This window comes from Vibrio sp. Vb1026 (assembly GCF_033338745.1).
GTDB classification, from domain to species: domain Bacteria; phylum Pseudomonadota; class Gammaproteobacteria; order Enterobacterales; family Vibrionaceae; genus Vibrio; species Vibrio alginolyticus.
In genome coordinates this window covers 13705-39851 of record NZ_JAWOTH010000015.1, presented here as the reverse complement: position 1 = coordinate 39851, position 26147 = coordinate 13705, and the positions used below count along the sequence as shown (strand labels likewise).

The following is a 26147-nucleotide window of genomic DNA, read 5'->3' as shown; positions in this document are numbered from 1 at the left end:
GCCCTTTTCAATACCTTGCCTTACTTCATTGCTAACAGTTTGCTGTAGCGTTCAAGCTTGTCCATGCTAACTTTCGCGTTTGCCATGAAAGTTTGTCTCGCTTTTCCTGTCAGGGATTTAGATTGTGGCAAATTCACCGTGCGCGGGTTTTTATGGACACCATTCACAAGGAACTCATAGTGCAGGTGAGGGCCAGTTACACGGCCAGTTCCGCCAAGCGTACCGATGGTTTGGCCTTGCTTAACGCGTTGACCAGCTCGTACAGTACGTTTGGTTAAGTGCAGGTACTTGGTAATGTAAGTATTACTATGTTTAATGAAAACGTAGTTACCATTAAATTTGTTGTAAGACGATTTTTGAACGACGCCATCACCAGCTGCCCAAATCGGGGTACCCACCGGTGCCGCATAGTCCGTGCCTCTATGAGGACGAACGCGTCCCGTCACTGGATGTAAGCGGCGTGGGTTGAAATTAGACGAAACTCGACGGAAATCCAACGGCGCGCGTAAGAATGCTTTTTTCATTGCACGCCCATTTTCGTCGTAATACTTGCCACTTTTCTGATCCAATATTGCGGTAAAGGTATCGCCTTGGTTTTTAAAGATCGCAGCAATGATTTTTCCACGGCCGATTACTTCACCTTCTACCACTTCCTCTTGGTAAAGTACTCGGAAGCTGTCGTTTTTACGAATATCTAAAGCAAAGTCGATGTCCCAACCAAATATGCCAGCCAGTTCCATGATTTGGTTACCATTTAATCCAGAAGATATTCCTGCATTCCAAAAGTTTGATTTGATGGTGGCTTCAGCGTAGTTGTACTGGAAGTCGACTTCTTTTTTATCAACTTCAGAAACGTACTTGCCGTCTTTTAATGTGATACGAAAAGTCTCGAACGCGCTTAGTGTTCTTCTTAGCTGCACCAAGTCGCTATTTTCGTCAAAACCAAATTGCAATCGGTCACCAGGTCGAAGCCGAGTTAACTGTTTTTCCACTTCTTTGTCTGATGACACCAGTTCATGTAATAGACGAGCAGAAAGCCCTACGCGACTAAATAAGATGGCAGCACTCTCGCCATTTTTTACCTTGTATGTCTCCCAGCGCAGCACGGCGGGAACCGCAGGCGATGAACTATTTAGTGCACTGAGTTCGAGGGAAACTGGCACAGGATAATGTTGACCAACTTTTAATCGGCTCTGCTGCGGGTCTAGGTCTTGCGGATCAGGTAAAAAGAAGAGCGCGAAGATAATCAGCGCACTAAAAAAACCGATCAATACTTTGTGCAAGAGTGGAAGTCGGACAAAAATCGAATGCATGAGGTACTTGATTGCTAAATTAAACGGAAAAAGTGACAACTACCTAGTCTAACGTGTTTCAAAATGCATCGCTATTCAAGTAATATGTTCAGCTATTATATTTTTGCCAAATCTGTGGGAGTGAACAAGAATGGCGAGCATTGAAGCTGCACTAGCCGAGATTAAGCGCGGTGTTGAAGAGCTGATTCCAGAAGAAGAGCTAATCGCAAAACTAAAAGAAGACCGTCCTCTACGTATTAAATTGGGCGCTGATCCAACAGCACCTGACATTCACCTAGGTCATACGGTTATTTTCAATAAGCTTCGCTTGTTCCAAGAACTAGGTCATGAAGTGACGTTCCTAATCGGTGACTTCACTGCAATGGTTGGTGACCCGACAGGTAAAAACACAACTCGTCCACCGCTAAGTCGCGAAGACGTATTGCGTAACGCTGAAACGTACAAAGAGCAAGTGTTCAAAATTCTCGATCCTGCAAAGACTAAAATTCAGTTTAACTCTGAGTGGCTGTCTGAATTGGGCGCAGAAGGTATGATTCGCCTTGCGGCAAACCAAACCGTTGCTCGTATGCTAGAGCGTGACGACTTTAAAAAGCGTTACGCGGGTGGTCAGCCAATTGCTATTCATGAGTTCATGTACCCACTTCTACAAGGTTGGGACTCAGTAGCAATGGAAACGGATGTTGAATTAGGTGGTACAGACCAGAAGTTCAACCTTCTAATGGGTCGTGAACTGCAAAAGTCTCACGGTCAAAAACCTCAGGTTGTACTGATGATGCCGCTTCTAGTGGGCCTTGATGGCGAGAAGAAGATGTCTAAGTCAGCAAACAACTACATCGGTATCAGCGAAGCGCCAAGCGAAATGTTTGGTAAAATCATGTCTATTTCTGATGACTTAATGTGGAGCTACTACGAGCTGCTCTCTTTCCGTCCTCTGGAAGAGATTGCTCAATTCAAAGCTGATGTAGAAGCGGGCAAAAACCCTCGTGACATCAAAGTATTGCTAGCAAAAGAAATTATTGCTCGTTTCCACAGTGAAGCCGATGCCGATGCAGCAGAGCAAGAATTCGTAAACCGTTTTGCGAAGAACCAAATTCCTGATGAAATGCCAGAGTTTGACTTTGACGCAGGTCGCCCAGTGAGTAATCTGTTGAAAGAAGCAGGTTTATGTCCATCATCGTCAGATGCGATGCGCATGGTTAAGCAGGGCGCTGTGAAGATTGATGGTGAAAAAATTGCGGACAGCAAATTTGCTCCAGAAGCGGGTACTTACGTGTTCCAAGTAGGCAAACGTAAATTTGCTCGTATTACTATTCAGTAATCCATAATGACTGCAAATGAAAGCGTCCGAAGGGCGCTTTTTTTGTATGAAAATTTAGCAAAAACGGCAAAGTAAAACTTCCATACCTGATGAACTTTGCTACTATACTTGCGCTGCCAATAATGGCAGCGCTATCGGAGATTTACATGAACAATACCGACCATCCTCCCAGTCGTTGGGTGAGTAAGATTAAGGGAGCGAAATAACCCGCTTCGGTATTGGCGATCTCCGCCTTACCTAAGTGGTGAGGCATCTTTTCTAATTTTTTTCTCGTTATTTCCTTCATACATTCTGAATAGACAGTGCATTCGCATTGGTTTTCTCTGTGCATCTTATTTGTTGTCTGACTTTTAGCGTGCAAGAGTGGCTTTTCATGCTTTGTCGATGGTCGTTACCAATGCCAATCGGGAGATTCGCCATGACGGTAATGAACAACACTTTTATTGAAACAACACCAAACTTTTCTGAAGTAGAAATTGGTGCAGCTCGCAATGCATTCTTGCAGTACGAGCAAGAGCAACAAGTCCATTTGCTTACGGTTATGCCGATTGATGAGGCTGTAGGTATTTTACAGCATTGCTCTGTCGGCTATGTGAATAGTCTTATTGCTCAACTTGAGCAAGCAGGCCATGACAAACGCGCACGTCATTATGCTCACCAATTAGGTCTGCATATGTCTGAAGTTGATACACCTGATGGTTATTTATCGACTAGTGTTTTGGGGCACGTGAAGCAGCGTATTGGGTGGATCATTGCACTGGCTCTTTTAGGGATAGTGTCAGGCTTGATCATTGCTCAGTATGAGGACACCCTTAGTCAGCTTGTTTTACTTGCAGTGTACATGCCAGTGATTGCAGCTGCTGGTGGTAACACAGGAACACAAGCAGCAACTTTAGTGATTCGTGCTCTTGCTACTGGAGAGTTAAAAAAACGCCAATGGTTAGAAGTTTTGTGGAAAGAGAGCCGAGTCGCTCTATTTATTGCGCTAGCGATCGCTATCGTGATGATTGGACGCATTATGTTATTTAGTGCAGGACAATCAACAGGAGGCTTTGAACTGACCGATATCGCACTGGCAATAGCAGTTGCGCTGTTCATTCAAGTCACCATTTCTACAACATTGGGCGGGCTGTTGCCAATTATTGCACGAGCTTGCAAGTTGGACCCAGCCGTATTGGTGAGTCCAGTTCTTGCGTCTATCGTCGATATTTCAGGAATGTGGATTTACTTTAACGTGGTGAACTATTTCTTAGGTATTGCCTGACTAAAGTTCACAATGTCATTGTAAAAAAGCTGCTCAAAATGTGTAATCGGGGCGATGACAGGTGTGTTGTCGTCCCGTTTTTCTGGGAAGTAGTCTGAAACAAACTGAACAAAAATGGTGTTAGGTTGACCATTTTTATCCAAGCCATATCCAGCCATATTGTAAGTCCCGTAGATAGAGCCACTTTTAGCGATCAGCTGTCCTTTAATTGGAAGTTTTCGCATACTTTGTCGGTACTTTAATGTGCCGGATTCACCTGATTTCGGCATGATGGCAATCAATTTGAGTTCGTTTTCATGCTTCCAAATATAGCGCAGCATTTCAGCCATCTTGGTCGCGGAGATCCGGTTATTTCGCGAAAGTCCTGAGCCGTCTTCTAGGCGCGCATTACGAATATCAATACCAGTGTTGGCGAAAATGATCTGCTTGATCGCTTCTGTACCGTTAGTAAAACTACCTGGCTGAACGAAAAATTTAGCACCAAGTGTTTTGGTTAATGTGTCGGCAATCAAGTTGTCAGAGTTTTTGAGCATATCTTCAAGAATGTCTGGTAAGGCCTTTGATTGATGCATTGCGATGAGCTTTCGCTGCTTTTCTGGCGCCGTACCGACCCTAATCTTTCCTGATACCCCAATGTTGAGCTCCTTGAGCAAAGTCGCCAACCTTTGACTGGTGTAACGCTCAGGGTCTTGAACCGCAAATTTCAGTGGCAATGGTTTGTCTCTTTCAACCAAGCACCCTGTTAGCTTGTAGTTGTTATCGGGATTTGCAACTAAACCTAAGTCACAATGACGACTTTTCTTAATGGTTTTAGAAACAGTTTCTACGGTACTTGTGACACGAATAGGTTGATGCTCTGGTACGTAGACCCGCGTTCCACCATCTTTTTGTGTATAGATAGAGGCTTGTACACAGTTGTTATTGAGTGTGATGGTCGATGCCGGAGCGCTGTAGCAAACTCCCAAGATATCCCACGGCCAGCCCACCGCACGGTTATAACCAGTGAATGCGCTGTTATCGAGCCATAGGTCACCGTTAATCCGTTTTAAGCCATTTTTCTTAGCTAGAGTGAGAAGTGATTTTAAGTCGTTGGTTTGGAGTGTTGGGTCGCCGACAAAGTAAATCACTGCATCTGAGTTCGACGTTTCCAGCTTGGTTCGAAACCGGAAATTATCCCCCAGTTCTAGCTTTGCGGCTAATGCGGTGACGATTTTTAATGTACTCGCTGGTGGGAACAGTTGTTCGGTAGGATGAACACCGTCAAGCTCAGCATTTTCACTGAGTTTTTCCGCAACTAAACTGATGCGGGCGCCTTCAGGCAACACCTCTTGATGAGGGTACGCTTGTGAAAAAGCAGAAAGTAATGAAGAGAATATGAGCAAGGGCCAACGTAAACGCATAATGATACTTTCTAAGGTGAGTTATGTGATTGAGTATACGCAAGTCCTTTCAATATGCTAGGTAACTAAAGAAATGCTTCAAATGTCTTCATGAATGAGACACGAGAGAAAGGCGCGCTGCTTAAAATGAAGTATAAAAAATGCCCGCTTAAAGCGGGCATTCGATATTCTAGTCAAAGACCGGAATTAGAAGTCGTAACGTAGACCTAGAGCTAGCTCGTCTTCAGCATCGATCTTAGTTGCAACTGTTTTGCTAGTGTCAGTTGAACCAAACTTGTCACCTGCATCAATCAGGTTGAAGTTGTAAGAAATGTAACCACGGAAGTTAGGCTTGAAGTAGTAAGAAGCATCAACAGCGAAGTTGTTTGCAGAAGTTTCGTTGTTAGTTTCTGCATTGTTGTATGATGTTGTAAATACTGTTTGGCCTAGAGTGTAAGCACCCGCTAGCTCGTAACCAGTGTAATCAACTGTGTTACTGTTGTTTGAATCTTCCATTTTCTCGCCGTCAGTGAATACACCAGCGAAGTAAAGATCAGACATTGTGTAAGATGCAGCTAGCATGTACTCGTTAGCTTTGTCTTGATCTGCGTAACCAGCACCTAGCTCAAGACCAGTGTCAGCTAGAGCGTAGATTGCAGATAGAGAGTAACCGTCTTGTTTGTTGTCGTAGTACTCACCAGTGTTTTTGTTTTCCATACGATCAGCGAAGCGGTAGCTTGCTTTTACGCTTAGGTTTTCAAACTGGCCTTTGTAAGCCATCATGTTGTCTGTACGGTCTGATACAGCTAGTTTGTCTGCTGCAGAGTTACCGTGGTAAGCCATGATATCTGTGAAGTCAGTGATAACGCCTAGTGCACCTTCAGTTTTACCGTATGCGAACTCACCGTAAGCACCGCCAAGACCAGCGTAAGCAAGACGAGTTTCTAGATCGCTCTTGTCGTCGCCGTCTACAGTACCGTTTTGAGCAGTCTCAAATTCACCTTCCCAGAAACCAACACCGTATAGGTTGTCATTGATTTCTTGTTTACCAAGGAAGTTTAGACGGATGCGAGATTTGTCTTGAGCGTCGCCATCTTTCATAGATAGACGTGCTTCAGCACGGCCGCCCATTTCTAGAGAAGTACCGTCTTGGTTGTAAAGTTCAGCTGCGTTTACGCCAGTTGCCATAGCTGCTGCAGATACAGAAAGAGCAATTAGAGTCTTTTTCATCTTATTTGTCCTAGTTAGCTGTCCATAATCATTGTTGTATGGGGGAGAGGTGATCTCTCACAAGTTGTTGGTCCAAAATTGACTAATTGAGCGATATAGTTCGCACTTGTAAGCCATTGATCTAACAACTCGCTGGACATGTTTTACTGCTAAAGTTTCCGTATGAGTTAGTAAAATGATATAAATCCCACTGATGAACACTGTTCAATTGTACGTTGTTTTTATTTAAATTACTGTTTTTGATTGAAATTATTGGCAATGACATTGGCCTGACATTGATTAGTTTTTATCTTTTTTGATATTTTTGGTGTAATGAACAGTGTTGTTTTTCAATAAATTGAGAAGGTGATTCGCCCTAGAACCGCTCTAAAAGTGAGTTATATCATTATGCCGAAAAGGCATAGTCTTGCTGTCTTTCGAATTAAGATGATTTCGTCCGGGAGTTTGTTTACACTAAACGAAATACATCTTTAAGCGCACTACCCAGTCCTATGACAGGGTGGGCTTTTTTTGTCCAAAGACCCATTTGGGCTTGAGGTTATAAAATGGAAAAAGTTCCAATGACACTACGTGGCGAGCAAAAGCTACGTGCAGAACTCGATCGTCTACTTAAACTACGTCCTCAGATCTCAGAGGCAATTGCTGAAGCTCGTGAGCTAGGTGATTTAAAAGAGAATGCTGAATATCACGCCGCTCGTGAAGAGCAGGGCATTTGTGAAGCACAAATCCGTGACATTGAATACAAACTGTCAGTTGCTCAAGTTATTGATGTAACGAAGATGGAGAACACGGGTAAAGTTATTTTTGGTTCAACCGTAACCTTGATTGATATCGACACCGAAGAAGAAAAAACGTACCAAATCGTTGGTGATGACGAAGCCGATATCAAAGCAGGTCGCATTTCAGTGAGCTCACCTATTGCTCGTGGCCTGATTGGTAAGATGGAAGGCGATGAAGTTGCTATTCAAACTCCGGGTGGCGCGAAAGACTTCGAAATTGACCGAGTAGAATATATCTAAGTCGTTTGGAGTAGCATTACTACTCTGATAAAACGCAAAAAGGTCGCCTCAGGCGACCTTTTTTCTTCAGCAACGTAAGTAGGGTTACTTACGAGGGATTTCGATTTTACGCTCTTCAGACTGGCGGTATAGCACAAGCACTTTACCAATAGTCTGAACTTTTTCAGCGCCCGTCTCACGTACGATAGCGTCGATGATTAGCTGTTTTGTTTCACGATCTTCCGAAGCAACTTTTACTTTGATAAGTTCGTGATGGTTAAGAGCGATTTCAATTTCTGCTAGCACGGCTTCTGTAAGTCCATTTGCGCCCATTAGCACAACAGGTTTTAAACTGTGAGCTAGGCCTTTAAGGTGCTGCTTTTGTTTGGTGCTTAGGTTCATTACGCGGCCAATTTTCTTTAAATAAGGGTTGAAAAAAGCTATTTTAACGCCATCTATTGCTGAAGACTATAATTTATTGAGTAATAGGTAGCGCCTATTAAAACAATAGCTCCAATTTGTGCCTTGTTGGGATTAAAATGAGTAAACAAAAACATTCGGCTAGTTCTGGTCGTTGGTTGAAAGAACACTTTGATGATAAATACGCGAATGAAGCCCGAAAAAAAGGCTACCGCTCACGTGCTTATTTCAAGATCGATGAGATTCAAACGAAAGATAAATTGTTAAAGCCTGGAATGACAGTCGTCGACTTGGGGGCTGCGCCGGGCGGATGGTCTCAATATGCTGCTAAGATAGTAGGGGACAGTGGTCAGATCATCGCGTGTGACTTGCTTCCTATGGACCCGATTGCTGGCGTTAGCTTTTTACAAGGCGACTTTCGTGATGATGCAGTATTGGAAGCTTTGCTAGAAAGGATCCAACCTTCCATGGTAGACGTAGTAATGTCTGATATGGCGCCTAACATCGCGGGAAACAATTCTGTTGATCAACCTCGCGCTATGTATTTAGTTGAATTAGCTTTAGATATGTGTCGACAAGTTCTAGCGCCTAATGGTAGCTTTGTCGTAAAGGTTTTCCAAGGGGAAGGCTTCGATCAGTATGTGAAAGAAGTCCGAGACATGTTTAAAGCCGTAAAAATTAGAAAACCAGACTCATCGCGAGCCCGCTCTCGAGAGGTCTTCGTCGTAGCCACTGGTTACAAAGGTTAACCATTTTGCTCTCTTGAGAGCGTGTTAACACTATAGCTACAGTTAATGAACTGTAGTACCCTACCTTTAATTACAATTAGTTATCGAGAGGCTTACACCTTGAGTGACATGGCAAAAAATTTAATTCTGTGGCTTGTTATCGCCGTCGTATTGATGTCGGTATTCCAGAGCTTTGGCCCTGGAGAAAGCAATGGCAGAACCGTGGATTACACCACGTTTGTACAGGAAGTTGGCCAAGGCCAGATTCAAGAAGCAACTTTTAAAGACGGTGAAATTAGCTTTGTTCGTCGTGGCGGCGGTGCCAAAATGGTCACTTACATGCCAGTGTATGACCAAAAGCTTCTAGATGACCTAATTAACCAAAACGTGAAAGTACAAGGCACGCCTCCAGAAGAGCAAAGCTTGCTTGGTACTATCTTCATCTCTTGGTTCCCAATGATCTTACTAATTGGTGTATGGATTTTCTTCATGCGTCAAATGCAAGGCGGCGGTGGTAAAGGCGCCATGTCTTTTGGTAAGAGCAAAGCTCGAATGATGAGCGAAGAACAAATCAAGACAACTTTTGCTGACGTTGCAGGTTGTGACGAAGCAAAAGAAGACGTGAAAGAGCTGGTGGACTACCTACGCGATCCAAGCCGCTTCCAAAAGCTGGGCGGTAAGATTCCAACGGGTGTTCTAATGGTTGGTCCTCCTGGTACGGGTAAAACGCTTCTAGCGAAAGCCATTGCCGGTGAGGCGAAAGTACCATTCTTTACTATCTCTGGTTCTGATTTCGTAGAAATGTTCGTTGGTGTTGGTGCATCTCGTGTGCGTGACATGTTTGAACAAGCAAAGAAAGCCGCACCTTGTATCATCTTTATCGATGAGATCGATGCGGTAGGTCGTCAACGTGGCGCAGGTGTTGGTGGTGGTCATGATGAACGTGAACAAACACTAAACCAAATGCTCGTTGAGATGGATGGTTTCGAAGGTAACGAAGGTATTATCGTTATCGCTGCGACTAACCGTCCGGATGTGCTGGACCCTGCGTTACTGCGTCCTGGTCGTTTTGACCGTCAAGTGGTAGTTGGTCTTCCAGATGTACGTGGCCGTGAACAGATCCTAAAAGTTCACATGCGTAAGGTCCCTCTAGCGGGTGATGTAGAGCCTTCTCTCATCGCACGTGGTACTCCAGGCTTCTCTGGTGCTGACCTAGCAAACTTAGTTAACGAAGCAGCCTTGTTTGCTGCGCGCGGTAACAAGCGCAACGTTTCTATGGTTGAGTTTGAACTGGCGAAAGACAAAATCATGATGGGTGCTGAGCGCCGTTCAATGGTGATGTCTGAGGAAGTGAAAGAGTCAACCGCATACCACGAAGCTGGTCACGCGATTGTTGGTCGCTTGGTTCCTGAACACGATCCAGTGTACAAAGTGTCTATCATTCCACGTGGTCGTGCGTTGGGTGTAACAATGTACCTTCCAGAGCAGGACCGCGTGAGCATGTCTCGCCAACACCTAGAATCAATGATTTCTAGCTTGTACGGTGGTCGTTTAGCAGAAGAACTTATCTACGGTGCTGACAAAGTATCAACCGGTGCTTCTAATGATATCGAGCGCGCAACAGATATTGCTCGTAAGATGGTTACTCAATGGGGTTTCTCTGAAAAGCTTGGCCCTCTGCTGTATGCAGAAGATGAAGGCGAAGTGTTCTTAGGACGTAGTGTAACTCAGACTAAACATGTGTCTGACGATACAGCGAAGTTGATTGATGACGAAGTTCGTCAGATCATTGACCGCAACTACGATCGTGCGAAGAAGATTCTTCAAGAGAACATGGATATCATGCATGCGATGAAAGATGCGCTGATGAAGTATGAAACCATTGATGCTCGCCAGATTGATGACTTAATGGAGCGCAAAGCTGAAATTCGTGAGCCTGCGGGCTGGAGTGATAACTCAGCAAGCAAACCAGAAGACAGCGACAAGCCTCAAGCAAAGCAAGAAGTTAAAGAAGAAGCAACGGATACTGCGAAAGATGCAGAACAGCCTAGCTCTTCTGATACAACTTCTAACGAAGCGCCTGAAAAGAAAGACTCTGAATAAAGAGTATCGATAATATTAAACCCCGAGTTATCTCGGGGTTTTTGTGTTTATGATGATGATTACAGCAAATAACAAATCTTTGGACCTTTCGCGTCCACATGTCATGGCCATTCTAAATGTGACACCGGATTCCTTTTCGGATGGCGGTAAATACAACTCAATTGAACTTGCTCTTGCTCAAGTTGATAAAATGATAAAGGCTGGTGTAAGTATTGTTGATGTTGGTGGTGAATCGACAAGACCTGGTGCACCGGATGTGTCTTTGGAAGAAGAGCTTAGGCGTGTTGTCCCAGTAATCAAAGCCATTCGTGAAAAATATGATGTATGGATTTCCGTTGACACCAGTAAAGCAGAAGTGATGCGTCAAGCAATTGATGCTGGGGCTGATTTGATCAATGACATCCGCTCGCTGCAAGAGCCAGGTGCTCTGGAAGTCGCAGCAGAAGCAAACCTTCCAATTTGTCTGATGCATATGAAAGGTCAGCCTAGGACCATGCAAGTTGACCCTCATTATGATGATTTAATGGGGGACGTGTCGGCTTTTCTAGAAGAACGTATCGCGGCGTGTGAAGCAGCAGGGATTGATAAATCTCAACTGATTCTCGATCCTGGGTTTGGCTTTGGCAAAACAATCGAACACAATTATCATATGCTTGCTCATCTTGAAAAGTTTCATGAATTCGGCCTGCCTATTTTGGCTGGCATGTCTCGTAAATCCATGATCTTCAAACTGTTAGACAAGCCAGCGGCAGAGTGTACGAACGCAAGTGTCGTTTGTGCTACGATTGCCGCGATGAAAGGCGCGCAGATCATTCGCGTGCATGACTTTGAAGAGACAATCGAAGCGATGAAAGTTGTTGAGATGACGAAAAACAATATTTAAAAATAATAAAGGAAAGTTTATGTCGAATGAAAGACGTTACTTTGGTACTGACGGTGTGCGCGGTAAAGTAGGACAATACCCAATCACTCCAGACTTCGTACTTAAGCTTGGCTGGGCTGCTGGTCGTGTACTAGCGAAACAAGGCACAAAGAAAGTTATCATAGGTAAAGATACACGTATTTCAGGTTATATGCTTGAATCTGCACTAGAGGCTGGCCTTGCAGCTGCGGGACTTAAAGCAACATTTACTGGTCCCATGCCAACTCCAGCTGTGGCATATTTAACTCAGACTTTCCGTGCCGAGGCTGGTATTGTGATTTCTGCATCACATAACCCATATTACGACAACGGCATTAAATTCTTTTCTTCTGAGGGTACTAAGCTACCTGACGATATCGAATTGGCGATCGAAGCTGAGTTAGATAAAGAAATTGAATGTGTGGAGTCTGCTGAGCTTGGTAAAGCAACCCGCCTAAATGATGCAGCTGGTCGTTACATCGAATTCTGTAAGAGTACTTTCCCATCTGAGTTGAGCCTTGCGAACTTTAAGATCGTAGTAGACTGTGCGCACGGTGCAACGTACCACATCGCTCCAAATGTTTTCAAAGAACTTGGGGCAGAAGTTATCGCTATGGGCGTAGAGCCTAACGGCATCAACATTAATGAAAAAGTGGGCGCAACAGACGTACGAGCTCTTCAACAGCGTGTTGTTGAAGAGCAAGCGCATCTTGGTCTCGCATTTGATGGTGATGGTGACCGCATCATTATGGTCGACCACCTAGGTAACAAAGTTGATGGTGACCAAATTGCTTATATCATCGCTCGTGATGCACTTCGTCGTGGTGAGCTAAAGGGTGGTGTTGTTGGTACACTAATGACTAACTTGGGTATGGAAAATGGTTTAAAGCAGCTAGGCATTCCGTTTGTACGTGCTGCTGTTGGTGACCGTTATGTCATGGAGCAACTGCTAGAAAAAGGTTGGAAAATTGGTGCTGAAAACTCAGGCCATGTGATCTTATTAGATAAAGTCACAACCGGCGATGCGATTGTTGCTGCACTTCAAGTACTTGCTTCTGTAATTGGCAGCGATATGTCTTTATATGAACTATCGCAAGGAATGACATTATATCCTCAGGTTTTAGAAAATGTCCGTTTCTCAGGAGAAAGTAACCCTCTTGAAGCTACAGCTGTATTAAACGCTGTCGCTGAAGTAGAGGCGACACTTGGTGATAAAGGGCGTGTACTGCTGCGTAAGTCTGGCACTGAGCCTTTGATCCGCGTTATGGTGGAAGGCGAAGATGGTGAACTAGTTCAACACTCAGCATTGAAAATCGCTGAGGCTGTTAAAGCAAGTTGTTAATCATTGCGTTAAAGCATGTCTTGAATGAAAAGGGCATCTTTTGCCCTTTTTTTGAGCGCTTAACGCATTGGCATTGATTTTTTACTAATTTTCCCTTGTCAGCGTTACTGGCTTTCGCTAGTATTGCTCCGCCTCCCGTTAGGAGGTCGCTAGCCTTGTTCATAATGATTTATTCTTTTGAACGGCGCTGGCTCAACAATTTGGAACATAGGTGGAAAAAATGTTTTCAGTTCTACTTGTGATTTACCTGTTGGCAGCGCTTGGTGTGATTGGCCTTGTGTTGATTCAACAAGGTAAAGGCGCAGATATGGGAGCCTCGTTCGGTGCTGGTGCTTCAAACACAGTGTTTGGTGCTGGCGGCTCAGGTAATTTCTTAACCCGAACAACTGCTATTTTAGCAACCGTATTCTTTATCGTTAGCTTGTTACTTGGTCGTATGTCTACGCACCAGACTGAATCACAATGGGTAGACCCAACGTTAGGTCAACCAGTTGTTGAACAAGTTAAGGATGCAGCGAGTGAAGTTCCTGCCCCTGCGGGTGATGAAATTCCTCAATAAGCTGTAAGGTTTTGATGCCGAGATGGTGAAATTGGTAGACACGCTAGCATGAGGTGCTAGTGCCTTAGGTGTGAGGGTTCGAGTCCCTCTCTCGGCACCATGTATTTACAAACTTGTAAATCACTTGTTTGCGAGTATAATGCTCAGCAAGTCGGACGCGGGGTGGAGCAGCTTGGTAGCTCGTCGGGCTCATAACCCGAAGGTCGTCGGTTCAAATCCGGCCCCCGCAACCAATCTCTTTCTTTAAAAGGAAATCGTAGATTGGCAAGTTTGCGTAGTGCTAACCACACTACGAGTTAAGAAAAGCAATTGTTGGCTATTCTTAACGTATCAGGGTCCAGCAGCATAAAACCCCGACTATCGGGGTTTTTTGTTATCTGAGCTTTTTGAAATAGCTCAGATACTGCTTGGTTTTTTGATTGGGCTCTGAGCCCTTTTTTTGTTTCTGGAGTGGTTAAATGACTGGTTTAGAAAGACAACTTACTGAAATGCTTGACGCGCCAGTAGCGGCATCAGGTTATGAGTTAGTTGGATTAGAATTCATTCGTGCAGGCGCGCACTCAACGTTACGTATCTACATTGACCATGAAAATGGTATTAACGTAGACGACTGTGCAGAAGTTAGCCACCAAGTTAGTGCAGTTTTAGACGTTGAAGATCCAATTTCTGTTGCTTACAGCCTAGAAGTGTCTTCTCCAGGTTTAGAAAGACCACTTTTTAAAGCAGCACATTACGAGCAATTTATTGGTCACGAGGTCAGCATCGTATTGAAAATGGCTGTAGCAAACCGTCGTAAGTGGAAAGGTATTATCCACGGTGTTGATGGCGAAACAGTGACAATTACTGTAGACGGTCAGCAAGAAGAGTTTGCTCTAAGTAACATTTCCAAAGCTAACCTGATCCCTAAATTTTAGTTCCCTAAAAAAGTTTAAGCTTAGAGGCTAAATACAATGAGTAAAGAAATTTTAGCGGTAGCAGAAGCGGTATCGAACGAAAAAGCGGTACCTCGTGAGCGTATCTTTGAGGCTCTTGAGATTGCTCTAGCAACTTCTACAAAGAAAAAATACGAAATCGAAATCGACGTACGTGTTGCCATTGACCGTAAAACCGGTGAGTTTGTAACTTACCGCCGTTGGTTAGTTGTTGATGACGTTGAGAACCCTACAAAAGAGATCTCACTAGAAGCAGCGCAATACGAAGATGACTCAATCGAGCTTGGCGACTACGTAGAAGACGAAATCGAATCAGTAACGTTTGACCGTATTACGACTCAAACTGCTAAGCAAGTTATCGTTCAAAAAGTTCGTGAAGCTGAGCGCGCACAAATCGTTGAACAGTTCATCGACAATGAAGGTGATCTAATCACTGGTGTCGTGAAAAAAGTAAACCGTGACACAATCGTGCTTGATCTTGGTAATAACGCTGAAGCGGTAATCCTGCGTGATGACCAACTTCCTCGTGAAAACTTCCGTCCAGGCGACCGCGTACGTGGTCTTCTTTACAAAGTCGCGCCTGAAGCACGTGGTTTCCAATTGTTCATCACTCGTTCTAAGCCAGAAATGTTGGCAGAACTGTTCCGTGTTGAAGTGCCTGAAATCGCAGAAGATATTATCGAGCTTAAAGGCGCAGCACGTGATCCTGGTTCTCGCGCTAAGATCGCTGTCAAAACAAATGACAAACGTATCGACCCTGTAGGTGCGTGTGTTGGTATGCGTGGTGCACGTGTACAAGCTGTTTCTGGCGAACTTGGTGGTGAGCGTATCGATATCGTTCTTTGGGATGATAACCCAGCTCAATTCGTTATCAACGCAATGGCGCCAGCTGATGTTGCTTCTATCATCGTTGATGAGGATGCACACTCAATGGACATCGCAGTTGAAGCTGACAACCTAGCGCAAGCTATTGGTCGTAACGGTCAAAACGTGCGTCTAGCATCTCAACTAACCGGTTGGGAACTGAATGTTATGACAGTTGCTGATCTTCAGAAGAAACACGCTGAAGAATCACAAGCATCTATTGAAAACTTCATGAAGTACCTAGATATTGAAGAAGACTTCGCTCAACTTCTTGTTGAAGAAGGTTTCTCAACGCTAGAAGAAATCGCATACGTGCCAGTTAACGAGCTACTAGAAATCGATGGTTTGAATGAAGAACTAATCGAAGAGCTTCGTGGACGTGCAAAAGATGCACTAACGACGATCGCACTAGCACAAGAAGAGTCTTTTGAAGGTCTAGAACCAGCTGAGGACCTACTTGCACTTGAAGGTCTTGAGCGTGAGATGGCATTTAAATTGGCAGCGAAAGGTGTAGCGACACTGGAAGATCTTGCTGACCAAGGTATTGACGATTTAGAAGGTATCGAAGGCCTGACCGAAGAACGTGCAGGTGAGCTAATTATGGCCGCACGTAACATCTGTTGGTTCGGCGAAGAAGCATAATTTTCGGCAAGGAGGAAGCGGCATGACACAATTAACAGTTAAAGCACTGAGTGATGAGATTGGTACGCCAGTCGACCGCTTGATTGAACAACTTGCTGACGCTGGCATTAAAAAGGCGAGCTCTGACAATGTTACTGATGAAGAGAAGCAGAAGCTTCTCTCTCATTTAAAGAAAGAACACGGTGATAAATCAGGTGATTCAGAGCCGACTCGCCTTACGCTTCAGCGTAAAACTCGTAGTACACTTAGTGTGAACGCGGGTGGTGGTAAGAGTAAGAATGTTCAGGTTGAGGTGCGCAAAAAACGTACATACGTGAAGCGCAGCACAATTGAAGATGAAGCGAAACGTGAAGCTGAAGAAGCAGCACAACGTGAAGCAGAAGAAGCAGCAAAACGTGCAGCAGAAGAAGCTGCAAAACGTGAAGCTGAAGAAGCTGCGAAACGTGAAGCTGAAGAAGCTGCAAAACGTGAAGCGGAAGAAAAAGCGAAACGTGAAGCTGAAGAAAAAGCGAAGCGAGACGTAGATACGAATGCACAACGTAATGCTGAAGAAAAAGCAAAGCGTGATGCTGAAGAGAAAATTAAGCAAGAAGCAGCGCGAAAAGAGGCCGACGAGCTTAAACGTCGTCAGGAAGAAGAAGCTAAGCGTAAGGCTGAAGAGGAAAGTCAGCGCAAGCTTGAAGAAGCTCGCGAATTGGCTGAAAAGAATAAAGAGCGTTGGTCTGCTGCAGAAGAGAAAAAGGGTGATATGGAAGATACAGATTACCATGTAACGACTTCACAATACGCACGTGAAGCCGAAGATGAAGCAGATCGCAAAGTAGAAGGCGGTCGTCGTAAGAAGAAAAAAGCAGCTTCGGGTAAAGACGACCAAGCTCGCGGTGGCCGTAACAACCAACGTGGCGGTAGAGGTCGTAAGGGCAAACTTGCTAAGCCGACTTCAATGCAGCACGGGTTTGATAAGTCAGCAACGGTTGCTAAGCAAGACGTTGTAATTGGCGAAACGATCGTTCTATCAGAACTTGCTAACAAGATGTCGGTTAAAGCGACAGAAGTTATCAAAGTAATGATGAAGATGGGCGCTATGGCGACTATCAACCAAGTGATCGACCAAGAAACAGCACAACTTGTTGCTGAAGAAATGGGCCATAAAGTAGTTCTTCGTAAAGAGAACGAACTGGAAGAAGCGGTACTATCTGACCGTGACACTAACGCGGAAGCAGTTCCACGTGCTCCAGTTGTTACTATCATGGGTCACGTTGACCACGGTAAAACGTCAACACTTGACTACATCCGTCGCACACACGTTGCTTCTGGCGAAGCGGGTGGTATTACTCAGCACATTGGTGCGTACCACGTTGAAACAGACAACGGCATGATCACGTTCCTTGATACTCCTGGACACGCAGCGTTTACTGCAATGCGTGCTCGTGGTGCTCAAGCGACAGATATCGTTGTTCTTGTAGTTGCAGCAGACGATGGCGTAATGCCACAAACAGTAGAAGCGATTCAGCACGCGAAAGCGGCAGGCGTTCCTCTAATTGTTGCTGTGAACAAGATCGATAAAGAAGACGCGAACCCAGATAACGTTAAGAACGAGCTTGCTCAATACGACGTTATTCCTGAAGAGTGGGGCGGTGAGAACATGTTCGTTCACATCTCTGCTAAACAGGGTACAAACATCGATGGTCTTCTAGAAGCAATCCTTCTTCAGTCTGAAGTTCTTGAACTTACAGCTGTAGCTGAAGGCATGGCATCTGGTGTTGTTGTTGAATCTCGCCTAGATAAAGGTCGTGGTCCAGTTGCAACAGTACTTGTTCAATCAGGTACACTAAACAAAGGCGACATCGTTCTTTGTGGTCAAGAATACGGCCGTGTTCGTGCAATGCGTGATGAGCTAGGTAAAGAAATTACTTCGGCTGGCCCATCTATCCCTGTAGAGATCCTAGGTCTTTCAGGTGTACCATCTTCAGGTGATGAAGCAACAGTAGTTCGTGACGAGCGTAAAGCGCGTGAAGTAGCTAACTACCGTGCTGGTAAGTTCCGTGAAGTGAAACTTGCTCGTCAGCAGAAATCTAAACTAGAGAACATGTTCTCTAACATGACTGCTGGTGAAGTTGCTGAACTTAACGTTGTACTTAAAGCAGACGTTCAAGGTTCTGTAGAAGCAATCGCAGACTCACTAGTTAAGCTATCTACTGACGAAGTTAAAGTGAACATCGTTGGTTCTGGTGTTGGTGGTATTACGGAAACTGACGTAGTACTAGCGGAAGCTTCAAACGCAATCATCCTTGGCTTTAACGTTCGTGCAGATGCTTCTGCTCGTCGTGCTGTTGAAGCCGCAGCTGTTGACTTACGTTACTACTCAATCATTTACCAATTGATTGACGAAGTGAAACAAGCAATGGGCGGTATGCTTGCTCCAGAATTCAAGCAAGAGATCATTGGTCTTGCTGAAGTTCGTGACGTGTTTAAGTCACCGAAACTGGGCGCTATCGCTGGTTGTATGGTTACAGAAGGTGTGATCAAGCGTAACAACCCAATCCGTGTACTACGTGATAACGTTGTTATTTACGAAGGTGAACTAGAGTCACTGCGTCGTTTCAAAGATGACGTTCAAGAAGTTAAGAATGGCTACGAATGTGGTATCGGCGTTAAGAACTACAATGATGTTCGCGTTGGTGACCAAATCGAAGTCTTCGAAATCGTTGAAATTAAACGTACTCTAGACTAATTGACTAAAATTACTAATATTGTCTTTGAAAGATAAGTAGTAATTGGTTGTTGAATACACCATGGGGGGCTGGCTTTGACCAACCCCCCATTCTTTCTATATAAGAGTAAAGATATGTCAAAAGAATTTAGCCGCACGCAGCGCGTTGCACAGCAGCTGCAAAAAGAACTAGCGATGATCCTTCAACGTGAAGTTCGTGACTCTCGCCTTGGCATGGTGACGATCTCAGACGTAGAAGTCTCTCGTGACCTAGCTTACGCAAAAGTATTTGTGACCTTCCTATGTGTGGGTGAGCAAACACCTGAATCATGTCTAGCAGCGCTACGTGAGCACGAAGTGCACATTCGCATGATGTTAGGTAAGCGTATTCGTCTACGTTTAACGCCAGAAATCCGCTTCCACTATGACAATACGCTTGTTGAAGGTATGCGTATGTCTAACCTAGTGTCTGAAGTCGTTAGTTCAGACAAACAAAAGCAAAAAGATTCTGGTCGTGAGGACGAAGAATAATGGCTCGTCGTCGTAAAGGTCGTCCAATTAATGGCGTTATACTGTTGGACAAACCAACAGGTATCTCTTCCAATGATGCACTGCAAAAAGTAAAGCGAATCTACTTTGCCGAGAAAGCAGGCCACACTGGAGCCTTGGACCCATTAGCGACAGGCATGCTGCCAATTTGCTTGGGTGAAGCGACAAAATTTTCTCAGTTTCTTCTTGATTCTGATAAACGCTACCGCGTGATCGCAAAGCTGGGTGAACGTACCAATACGTCTGACTCGGATGGTGAAGTTGTAGAGACGCGTCCAGTCGATGTTACGTTAGACAAGCTAGAAGCGTGCATCGATCAGTTCCGTGGTGAATCTGATCAAGTGCCTTCCATGTTCTCTGCGTTGAAGTATCAAGGTAAACCCTTGTATGAATACGCTCGTAAAGGCATCGAAGTTCCGCGTGAATCTCGTAAGATCACGGTATATGAGATTGTTCTTCACCGTTTTGAAGGCGATGAAGTAGAGATGGAAGTGCACTGCTCTAAAGGTACCTATATTCGTACTATCGTTGATGATCTGGGCGAAATGTTAGGTTGTGGTGCGCACGTAACTATGCTTCGTCGTACTGGTGTGGCTAAATACCCTTACGAGAATATGGTAACACTTGAGCAACTAAATGAGTTGCTAGAGCAAGCTCACCGCGAGGAACGAGCGCCTCGAGAACTACTGGACCCACTGCTTTTGCCAATGGATACAGCGGTAGAAGACTTACCAGAAGTCAATTTGGTGCCTGAACTGGCGAATATGGTCCAACATGGGCAGCCCGTTCAAGTATTTGGTGCTCCAACTGAGGGCTCACTTCGCCTTACTATGGGTGAAGAACGCTTGTTTATTGGCGTTGGCGAAATGAACGAAGATGGCAAAATCGCTCCTAAGCGATTGGTCGTGTTCCGAGATGACGTTGCATCCAAGTAAATGATTGAAAATACCGACCTGAGTGTCGGTATTTTTATATTGCACGAGATAGGAATTTTCCCTATAATCCGCGCTTCGCGTAGCGGCTGAATCAGAGATTGGCTGCTACAACTTTAAACCTACTCTTATTAGGAGAGAATTATGTCTCTGAATGCAGAAACTAAAGCAGCAATCGTTGCAGAATACGCACAAGGCGAAGGCGACACTGGTTCACCAGAAGTTCAAGTAGCTCTACTTACAGCTTCTATCAACCACCTACAAGGTCACTTCAAAGCGCACAAAGGCGATCACCACAGCCGTCGTGGTCTTCTACGCATGGTTTCTCGTCGTCGTAAGCTTCTAGATTACCTAAAAGGTAAAAACCTAGCTCGCTACCAAGACCTAATCAAACGTCTAGGCCTACGTCGCTAATCAGCGACTGCATAGCAGTTTGTCTAAAAAGGGGCTTTATGCCCCTTTTTTGTTGCCTAAATTTAGCCAAATTAGACTTATGCCGTTATAATACTGGCGGCTAAACCTTGTAAGAGGTTTTCTCAAAAGCTCATAGCATTACAGTCAACCACGTCGACCAAAAGGTCGCGACTATTCAAAAGGAATTTCCGAGTTTCTTTTTACTAGTCGCGATTCGTAATGCCTTGAGTGTCAATTAACACATCTAAGATTTCTTTAAGCACTAAAGGAAGATTAGAAACAAGGAATAACAATGTTCGAAAAACCAGTTGTTAAAACGTTCCAGTACGGTAACCACACAGTTACTTTAGAAACTGGCGTTATTGCACGTCAAGCTACAGCAGCAGTTATGGTCACAATGGATGATACGTCTGTATTCGTATCTGTTGTAGGTAAAAAAGAAGCCGTTGCAGGTCAAGACTTCTTCCCACTAACGGTTAACTACCAAGAGCGTACTTACGCTGCGGGTAAAATCCCAGGCGGCTTCTTCAAACGTGAAGGTCGTCCTTCTGAAGGCGAAACGCTAACAGCTCGTCTAATCGACCGTCCAATCCGTCCGCTATTCCCAGACGCGTTTAAAAACGAAGTTCAGGTTATCGCGACAGTAATGTCTGTAAACCCAGATGTTCAGCCAGATATCGTTACAATGATCGGTACTTCTGCTGCTCTTGCTATCTCTGGCATTCCATTCAACGGCCCTATCGGTGCGGCGCGTGTTGGTCATATCGATGGTCAGCTTGTACTTAACCCTAGCCAAACTGAACTAGAAACTTCTAAGCTTGACCTTGTTGTTGCAGGTACAGAGTCAGCAGTACTGATGGTTGAGTCAGAAGCGGACAACCTAACTGAAGAAGAAATGCTAGCGGCGGTTGTTTATGGTCATGACCAACAACAAGTTGCTATTCAAGCTATCAACGAATTCAAAGCAGAAGTTGCAACTCCTGCTTGGGATTGGGTTGCTCCTGAAGAGAACACAGCGCTTAAAAATAAGATTGCTGATCTAGCAGAAGCTAAACTTGTTGAAGCTTACCAAATTACTGAGAAAATGGCTCGTTACGACCGCATCCATGAGATCGCTGCGGAAGTAAATGAAGTTCTTCTTGCTGAAGATCCTGAAGCAGATACAAAAGAAATCCACACTATCTTCCATGATCTAGAGAAGACAGTAGTACGTAGCCGTATTATTGCAGGTAACCCTCGTATCGATGGCCGTGAAAAAGACATGGTTCGTGCACTAGATGTACGTACTGGTGTTCTTCCTCGTACTCACGGTAGCGCGCTATTCACTCGTGGTGAAACTCAGGCGATCGTTACGGCAACGCTAGGTACTCAGCGTGATGCTCAAATCATCGATGAGCTAACTGGTGAGCGTAAAGATCACTTCCTACTGCACTACAACTTCCCTCCATACTGTGTAGGTGAAACTGGTTTTGTAGGTTCTCCTAAGCGTCGTGAAATCGGCCACGGTAAACTGGCGAAGCGTGGTATTGCTGCAGTAATGCCTTCTGTTGATGAGTTCCCATACACAGTACGTGTTGTATCGGAAATCACTGAATCTAACGGTTCATCTTCAATGGCTTCAGTATGTGGTACTTCTCTTGCGCTTATGGACGCAGGTGTACCAATCAAAGCATCTGTTGCTGGTATTGCAATGGGTCTTGTTAAAGAAGGTGACGATTTCGTTGTACTTTCTGACATCCTTGGCGATGAAGACCACCTAGGTGACATGGACTTTAAAGTAGCAGGTACTAACACTGGTATCACTGCACTTCAAATGGACATCAAGATCGAAGGCATCACTAAAGAAATCATGCAAATTGCGCTTAACCAAGCTCAAGGCGCACGTAAGCACATCCTATCTGTAATGGATGAAGCAATCTCTGGTGCTCGTGAAGACATCTCTGAATTTGCTCCGCGTATTCACACGATGAAGATCAGCGCTGAGAAGATCAAAGACGTTATCGGTAAAGGTGGTGCAGTTATCCGTGCTCTAACTGAAGAGACTGGTACAACTATCGAAATCGAAGACGACGGTACTATCAAGATTGCGGCAACTGAAGGCACTGCTGCGAAAGAAGCTATCCGCCGTATCGAAGAGATCACTGCTGAAGTTGAAGTGGGCCGTATCTACACAGGTAAAGTTGCACGTCTAGCAGACTTCGGTGCATTCGTAACGGTTCTTCCAGGCAAAGATGGTCTTGTACACATTTCTCAAATCGCAGAAAAACGCGTAGAGAAAGTGTCTGACTACCTAGCTGAAGGTCAAGAAGTTCAAGTTAAAGTTCTTGAAATCGACCGCCAAGGCCGTGTACGTCTAAGCATGAAAGAAGCGGTAGAAAAGCCAGCTGAAGAAGCTGCTGCTGAAGCACCAGCTGCTAAAGACGAGTAAGACAAAATGAGACTTTCAGCCTTTTATTAGATTAAGGGCCTGAAAGCATGTTATAAAAGGGGAGCATTTTCGCTCCCCTTTTTTGGTTTGTTTCGATGTATTAACCTCAAACGAGGTTATCGCCTATATTGCATTAAGAGAAATAAATCTTGAGCGGTCCAAACAGGAGTATCAATTAGTGAAATGGTTTCAAACCGCAATTTTATGTGTTGCTATCGCGCTGACCGGTTGTGCAAATACTTCTCAACAATCAGCACAAAAGTGGTTATATCCACCGATGGCGGTGCCACTTCAGCCTAGTGTTCAACAAGAAGTACAAATCGCGCGTCTCTCGCAGTTGCTACAACGTCCCGACCTTAGTGATGAAGTGCGCGCTAAAATGCATTATGAGCGCGGTAGCTACTACGACAGCGTTGGTTTACGTGATCTTGCCCGTTTGGACTTTAACCAGTCTTTGCAGTTGAATCCTGCTCAGCCGGACATCTTCAATCTTTTGGGAGTATACTTTACCCAAGTAGGAGAGTTTGATGCGGCATATGAAGCGTTTGACTCGACCATAGAGTTGGCTCCTGATAATACCTATGCTGAGCGCAACCGTGCGATTGCACTGTATTATGGTGGCCGAATCGATCTCGCTTTAGAAGATATGACCAAGCATTATCAAGAAATGCCAACGGATCCTTTTCGTTCATTATGGCTGTACATCATCGAAGCTGAGCAAAATCCAGAGCAAGCAAAAGCCAATCTTCAACAGCGTTATTTACGAGATCGTAGTGAAGAGTGGGGGTGGGTTCTTGTTGCTATCATGCTGCGAGACGTCTCGGACGAAGACGCGCTTAAAGCAATTATGGATGGAACGAGAGAGAACTATCGCCTAGCTGAACGATTGACGGAAACGTATTTCTACCTTGGAAAGCGTAATCAGCTTGAAGGTGATATCGCAAGTGCCATCTCACTTTATAAGCTCGCGATTTCGTTCAACGTTTACGATTATGTTGAGCATCGCTATTCTTTCTTGGAGTTGGCGCAAATTTACGATCAATTACAGCAAGATAGATTGGCCAAGTTAAAGGCTGCCAAGAAGCTGGAAATTGAATGATTTAGAGCCGCTCGATGAGAGCGGCTTTTTTTATGATTGAACTTGATGAGTGACTCATTTAAAATAGTTAGTCTTGCTAACTAAGTGGTGGTGGCTTTTATGGCATTAGAAGAAAGCTTGATTGATTTAGAGCGTTTTTGCGCCAAAGCTTGGCGTGTCTATGCCAAAGAAGATCCATTATCACATCTAAGCTTTAATGAGTTCGATTATTTACGTGTGATTCAGGTTTACCCTGAGGGTGTGCGAATAACCGATCTTGCAGAAGAGCTGCAAGTGACTAAGCCTTCCGCATCGACAATGGTTGTGCGTTTGGAAAAAAAGGGTTTGGTGAAACGCATCGCATGTAATGAGGATGCTCGTGCTAAGCGTGTGTTGCTTACGGAAGAAGTCGCAGAAAAAATGTCTTTGGAGCAGGTAGTGTACAAAGATATCTCTGACCAAATGATGCAACAATTAAATCAGCAAGAAGCTGAACAGTTACAAGCTTTATTGAATAAAGCATTGAGTAATAAGTCATTTTAAACTGAAGCAAAGGCCTCAGCTGTATGGTTTAGTTTTTGTTGTTTCATCTTTCTTTTATTTAATTTAACCATTTAGTTAGCCTTGCTAATTAAATGGTTAGCTTTGCTAACTACTGGTGACAGTCATGCAAAACTCAATTTATAGACAGTTTTGGAAATATACGATTCCAACCGTCGCAGCAATGCTCGTAAACGGTTTGTATCAAATAGTTGATGGCATTTTTATTGGCCGTTATGTTGGCGCTGACGGATTAGCTGGGATCAATGTTGCGTGGCCTATTATCGGTTCGATCCTCGGTATAGGAATGATGATTGGGGTGGGGACTGGCGCGCTGACTTCGATCAAGCAAGGAGAGAACGATCATGAAGGCGCTAAGCGAATCCTAACGACCGGATTGACGTTGTTAGCGGCATTGATGCCGATCGTTGCTACAATATTGTTCTTGTTTTCGGATGAATTTATTCGCTGGCAAGGTGCGGAAGGGCGAGTGTTTGAACTTGCGCTGCAATATTTGCATATTCTGATTGTCGCGTGCGTATTCACGTTGGGTTCTATCGCAGTTCCGTTTTTATTACGCAATGACGACAGCCCGAACTTAGCAACGATTTTGATGGTCATCGGTGCCGTTATTAACATTGTATTAGACTACGTATTTATTGCTTGGTTGGAGTGGGAGTTAACCGGAGCCGCTATTGCCACTGCACTTGCACAATTAGTGGTCACTGTGCTCGGTATTGGTTACTTCTTTACTTCAAAAGCAACATTACGCCTTCGTATCCGCGACTTCAAAGTTCAGATTGATGCTGCACCAAAGATTATCATGATAGGTACATCAAGTTTCTTTATGTACGCCTACGGCTCTGTGATGGTGGCACTGCACAACGCGCTATTTGCTCAATACGGAAGTGCAATGTTGATCGGAGCGTACGCCATTTTGGGGTACATCGTGACGGTTTACTATCTGATAGCAGAAGGAATTGCGAATGGTATGCAGCCTTTAGTGAGCTTCAACCACGGTGCACGTAATCAGGAGAACATCAGAAAGTTATTAAAGGTCGCGATGGGGACATCTGTGCTTGGTGGGGTGGCGTTCGTTGTTTTGATGAACCTTTTCCCGTACGAACTGGTTGCGGTGTTTAATAATGCTGACCAACAGTTGATTGATAGCACCGTGATCGGGATTCGTTTACACATGTTTGCGTTGTTCTTAGATGGTTTTTTAGTTGTGGCGGCCGCGTACTATCAATCAGTAAACAAAGGCAGCAAAGCTATGTTTGTAACACTAGGCAACATGCTGGTCCAGTTGCCATTCTTATTCATTATGCCGAAACTTTTCGGCGTGACAGGTATTTGGTTAGCTTTCCCATTGTCTAACATTGCATTGAGTTTGGTCGTGATCAGTATGTTGTGGCGAGATGTGAAAAAGCTGCTTAATGAGAGTTCTGTCGAACCAAGGGTGCAAGCCTGCTAACAAAAGCTAACAGATAAAAGCGAGGC

At 44.5% G+C, this 26147-nt stretch carries 22 protein-coding genes and 2 tRNA genes; 20 read left to right on the top strand and 4 right to left on the bottom strand.

What is annotated here, in order from left to right; all coding sequences use genetic code 11:
* Window positions 1-20 precede the first annotated feature (20 nt).
* Window positions 21-1313 carry a peptidoglycan DD-metalloendopeptidase family protein gene (locus R7E47_RS18820; RefSeq protein ID WP_021707738.1) on the bottom strand — a complete coding sequence of 431 codons (1293 nt, stop codon included), beginning with the start codon at window positions 1311-1313 and terminating at the stop codon, window positions 21-23.
* A gap of 130 nt (window positions 1314-1443) precedes the next feature.
* On the opposite strand from R7E47_RS18820, the gene tyrS reads away from it, so the two are divergent.
* Both tyrS and R7E47_RS18810 read left to right on the top strand, forming a co-directional pair.
* Window positions 1444-2631: a tyrosine--tRNA ligase gene (tyrS, locus tag R7E47_RS18815; protein WP_017820416.1), complete on the top strand. Its 1188-nt coding sequence runs from the start codon at window positions 1444-1446 to the stop codon at window positions 2629-2631.
* 418 nt (window positions 2632-3049) lie between these two features.
* Window positions 3050-3895, top strand: a complete 846-nt coding sequence (locus R7E47_RS18810; protein WP_005380062.1) for a magnesium transporter — start codon at window positions 3050-3052, stop codon at window positions 3893-3895.
* Here the strand turns inward: R7E47_RS18810 and dacB are convergent.
* Both dacB and R7E47_RS18800 read right to left on the bottom strand, forming a co-directional pair.
* Window positions 3874-5295, bottom strand: coding sequence for a serine-type D-Ala-D-Ala carboxypeptidase (dacB, locus tag R7E47_RS18805; protein WP_017820417.1), 1422 nt, complete (start codon window positions 5293-5295; stop codon window positions 3874-3876). The genes R7E47_RS18810 and dacB overlap by 22 nt on opposite strands.
* Before the next feature lie 186 nt (window positions 5296-5481).
* Entirely contained in the window at window positions 5482-6504 is a 1023-nt protein-coding gene (locus R7E47_RS18800) for a porin (RefSeq protein WP_005380064.1), read from the bottom strand.
* A 545-nt stretch (window positions 6505-7049) separates the two neighbouring features.
* Here R7E47_RS18800 and greA point away from each other — a divergent pair.
* Complete coding sequence (gene greA, locus R7E47_RS18795) at window positions 7050-7523, top strand: transcription elongation factor GreA (RefSeq protein WP_005380065.1); 474 nt, start codon at window positions 7050-7052, stop codon at window positions 7521-7523.
* An 84-nt stretch (window positions 7524-7607) separates the two neighbouring features.
* On the opposite strand, the gene yhbY is transcribed toward greA, so the two are convergent.
* Complete coding sequence (gene yhbY / locus R7E47_RS18790) at window positions 7608-7904, bottom strand: ribosome assembly RNA-binding protein YhbY (protein WP_005380066.1); 297 nt, start codon at window positions 7902-7904, stop codon at window positions 7608-7610.
* A 137-nt stretch (window positions 7905-8041) separates the two neighbouring features.
* Between yhbY and rlmE the strand changes: the two genes are divergently transcribed.
* From rlmE to R7E47_RS18705, 17 genes are all read left to right on the top strand, one after another.
* Window positions 8042-8671, top strand: coding sequence for a 23S rRNA (uridine(2552)-2'-O)-methyltransferase RlmE (gene rlmE, locus R7E47_RS18785; protein ID WP_005388985.1), 630 nt, complete (start codon window positions 8042-8044; stop codon window positions 8669-8671).
* 108 nt (window positions 8672-8779) lie between these two features.
* Window positions 8780-10753 carry an ATP-dependent zinc metalloprotease FtsH gene (gene ftsH / locus R7E47_RS18780; protein WP_021034025.1) on the top strand — a complete coding sequence of 658 codons (1974 nt, stop codon included), beginning with the start codon at window positions 8780-8782 and terminating at the stop codon, window positions 10751-10753.
* Window positions 10754-10805: 52 nt separating this feature from the next.
* A complete protein-coding gene (folP, locus tag R7E47_RS18775) occupies window positions 10806-11636 on the top strand; it encodes a dihydropteroate synthase (protein ID WP_017820419.1) in 831 nt (276 codons plus the stop codon).
* Window positions 11637-11655: 19 nt separating this feature from the next.
* The gene (gene glmM, locus R7E47_RS18770) at window positions 11656-12996 is read left to right on the top strand and encodes a phosphoglucosamine mutase (RefSeq protein ID WP_005388992.1); all 1341 of its coding nucleotides are present in this window, start codon (window positions 11656-11658) and stop codon (window positions 12994-12996) included.
* A gap of 220 nt (window positions 12997-13216) precedes the next feature.
* A complete protein-coding gene (secG, locus tag R7E47_RS18765; protein ID WP_005380080.1) occupies window positions 13217-13555 on the top strand; it encodes a preprotein translocase subunit SecG in 339 nt (112 codons plus the stop codon).
* 16 nt (window positions 13556-13571) lie between these two features.
* A tRNA-Leu gene (locus R7E47_RS18760) sits at window positions 13572-13655 on the top strand.
* A 56-nt stretch (window positions 13656-13711) separates the two neighbouring features.
* A tRNA-Met gene (locus R7E47_RS18755) sits at window positions 13712-13788 on the top strand.
* A 225-nt stretch (window positions 13789-14013) separates the two neighbouring features.
* On the top strand, window positions 14014-14469 hold the full coding sequence (gene rimP / locus R7E47_RS18750) for a ribosome maturation factor RimP (RefSeq protein ID WP_005386424.1): 456 nt from the start codon (window positions 14014-14016) through the stop codon (window positions 14467-14469).
* 36 nt (window positions 14470-14505) lie between these two features.
* Window positions 14506-15993 (top strand): transcription termination factor NusA, encoded by a 1488-nt coding sequence (gene nusA, locus R7E47_RS18745; protein WP_005380084.1) that lies wholly within the window; start codon window positions 14506-14508, stop codon window positions 15991-15993.
* A 22-nt stretch (window positions 15994-16015) separates the two neighbouring features.
* Window positions 16016-18727, top strand: coding sequence for a translation initiation factor IF-2 (infB, locus tag R7E47_RS18740; protein WP_005380086.1), 2712 nt, complete (start codon window positions 16016-16018; stop codon window positions 18725-18727).
* Window positions 18728-18841: 114 nt separating this feature from the next.
* The gene (gene rbfA, locus R7E47_RS18735; protein WP_005380087.1) at window positions 18842-19237 is read left to right on the top strand and encodes a 30S ribosome-binding factor RbfA; all 396 of its coding nucleotides are present in this window, start codon (window positions 18842-18844) and stop codon (window positions 19235-19237) included.
* Window positions 19237-20190 (top strand): tRNA pseudouridine(55) synthase TruB, encoded by a 954-nt coding sequence (gene truB, locus R7E47_RS18730; RefSeq protein WP_005380088.1) that lies wholly within the window; start codon window positions 19237-19239, stop codon window positions 20188-20190. The genes rbfA and truB overlap by 1 nt, the downstream gene beginning before the upstream one ends.
* 141 nt (window positions 20191-20331) lie before the next feature.
* Complete coding sequence (gene rpsO, locus R7E47_RS18725; RefSeq protein ID WP_005380094.1) at window positions 20332-20601, top strand: 30S ribosomal protein S15; 270 nt, start codon at window positions 20332-20334, stop codon at window positions 20599-20601.
* Between the two features lie 292 nt (window positions 20602-20893).
* Window positions 20894-23029, top strand: coding sequence for a polyribonucleotide nucleotidyltransferase (gene pnp, locus R7E47_RS18720; protein WP_005380098.1), 2136 nt, complete (start codon window positions 20894-20896; stop codon window positions 23027-23029).
* A gap of 178 nt (window positions 23030-23207) precedes the next feature.
* Entirely contained in the window at window positions 23208-24128 is a 921-nt protein-coding gene (nlpI, locus tag R7E47_RS18715) for a lipoprotein NlpI (protein WP_005380101.1), read from the top strand.
* Between the two features lie 99 nt (window positions 24129-24227).
* On the top strand, window positions 24228-24650 hold the full coding sequence (locus R7E47_RS18710; RefSeq protein ID WP_005380103.1) for a MarR family winged helix-turn-helix transcriptional regulator: 423 nt from the start codon (window positions 24228-24230) through the stop codon (window positions 24648-24650).
* Window positions 24651-24774: 124 nt separating this feature from the next.
* Window positions 24775-26121 carry an MATE family efflux transporter gene (locus tag R7E47_RS18705; RefSeq protein ID WP_318084937.1) on the top strand — a complete coding sequence of 449 codons (1347 nt, stop codon included), beginning with the start codon at window positions 24775-24777 and terminating at the stop codon, window positions 26119-26121.
* The last annotated feature ends 26 nt before the right edge of the window (window positions 26122-26147 follow it).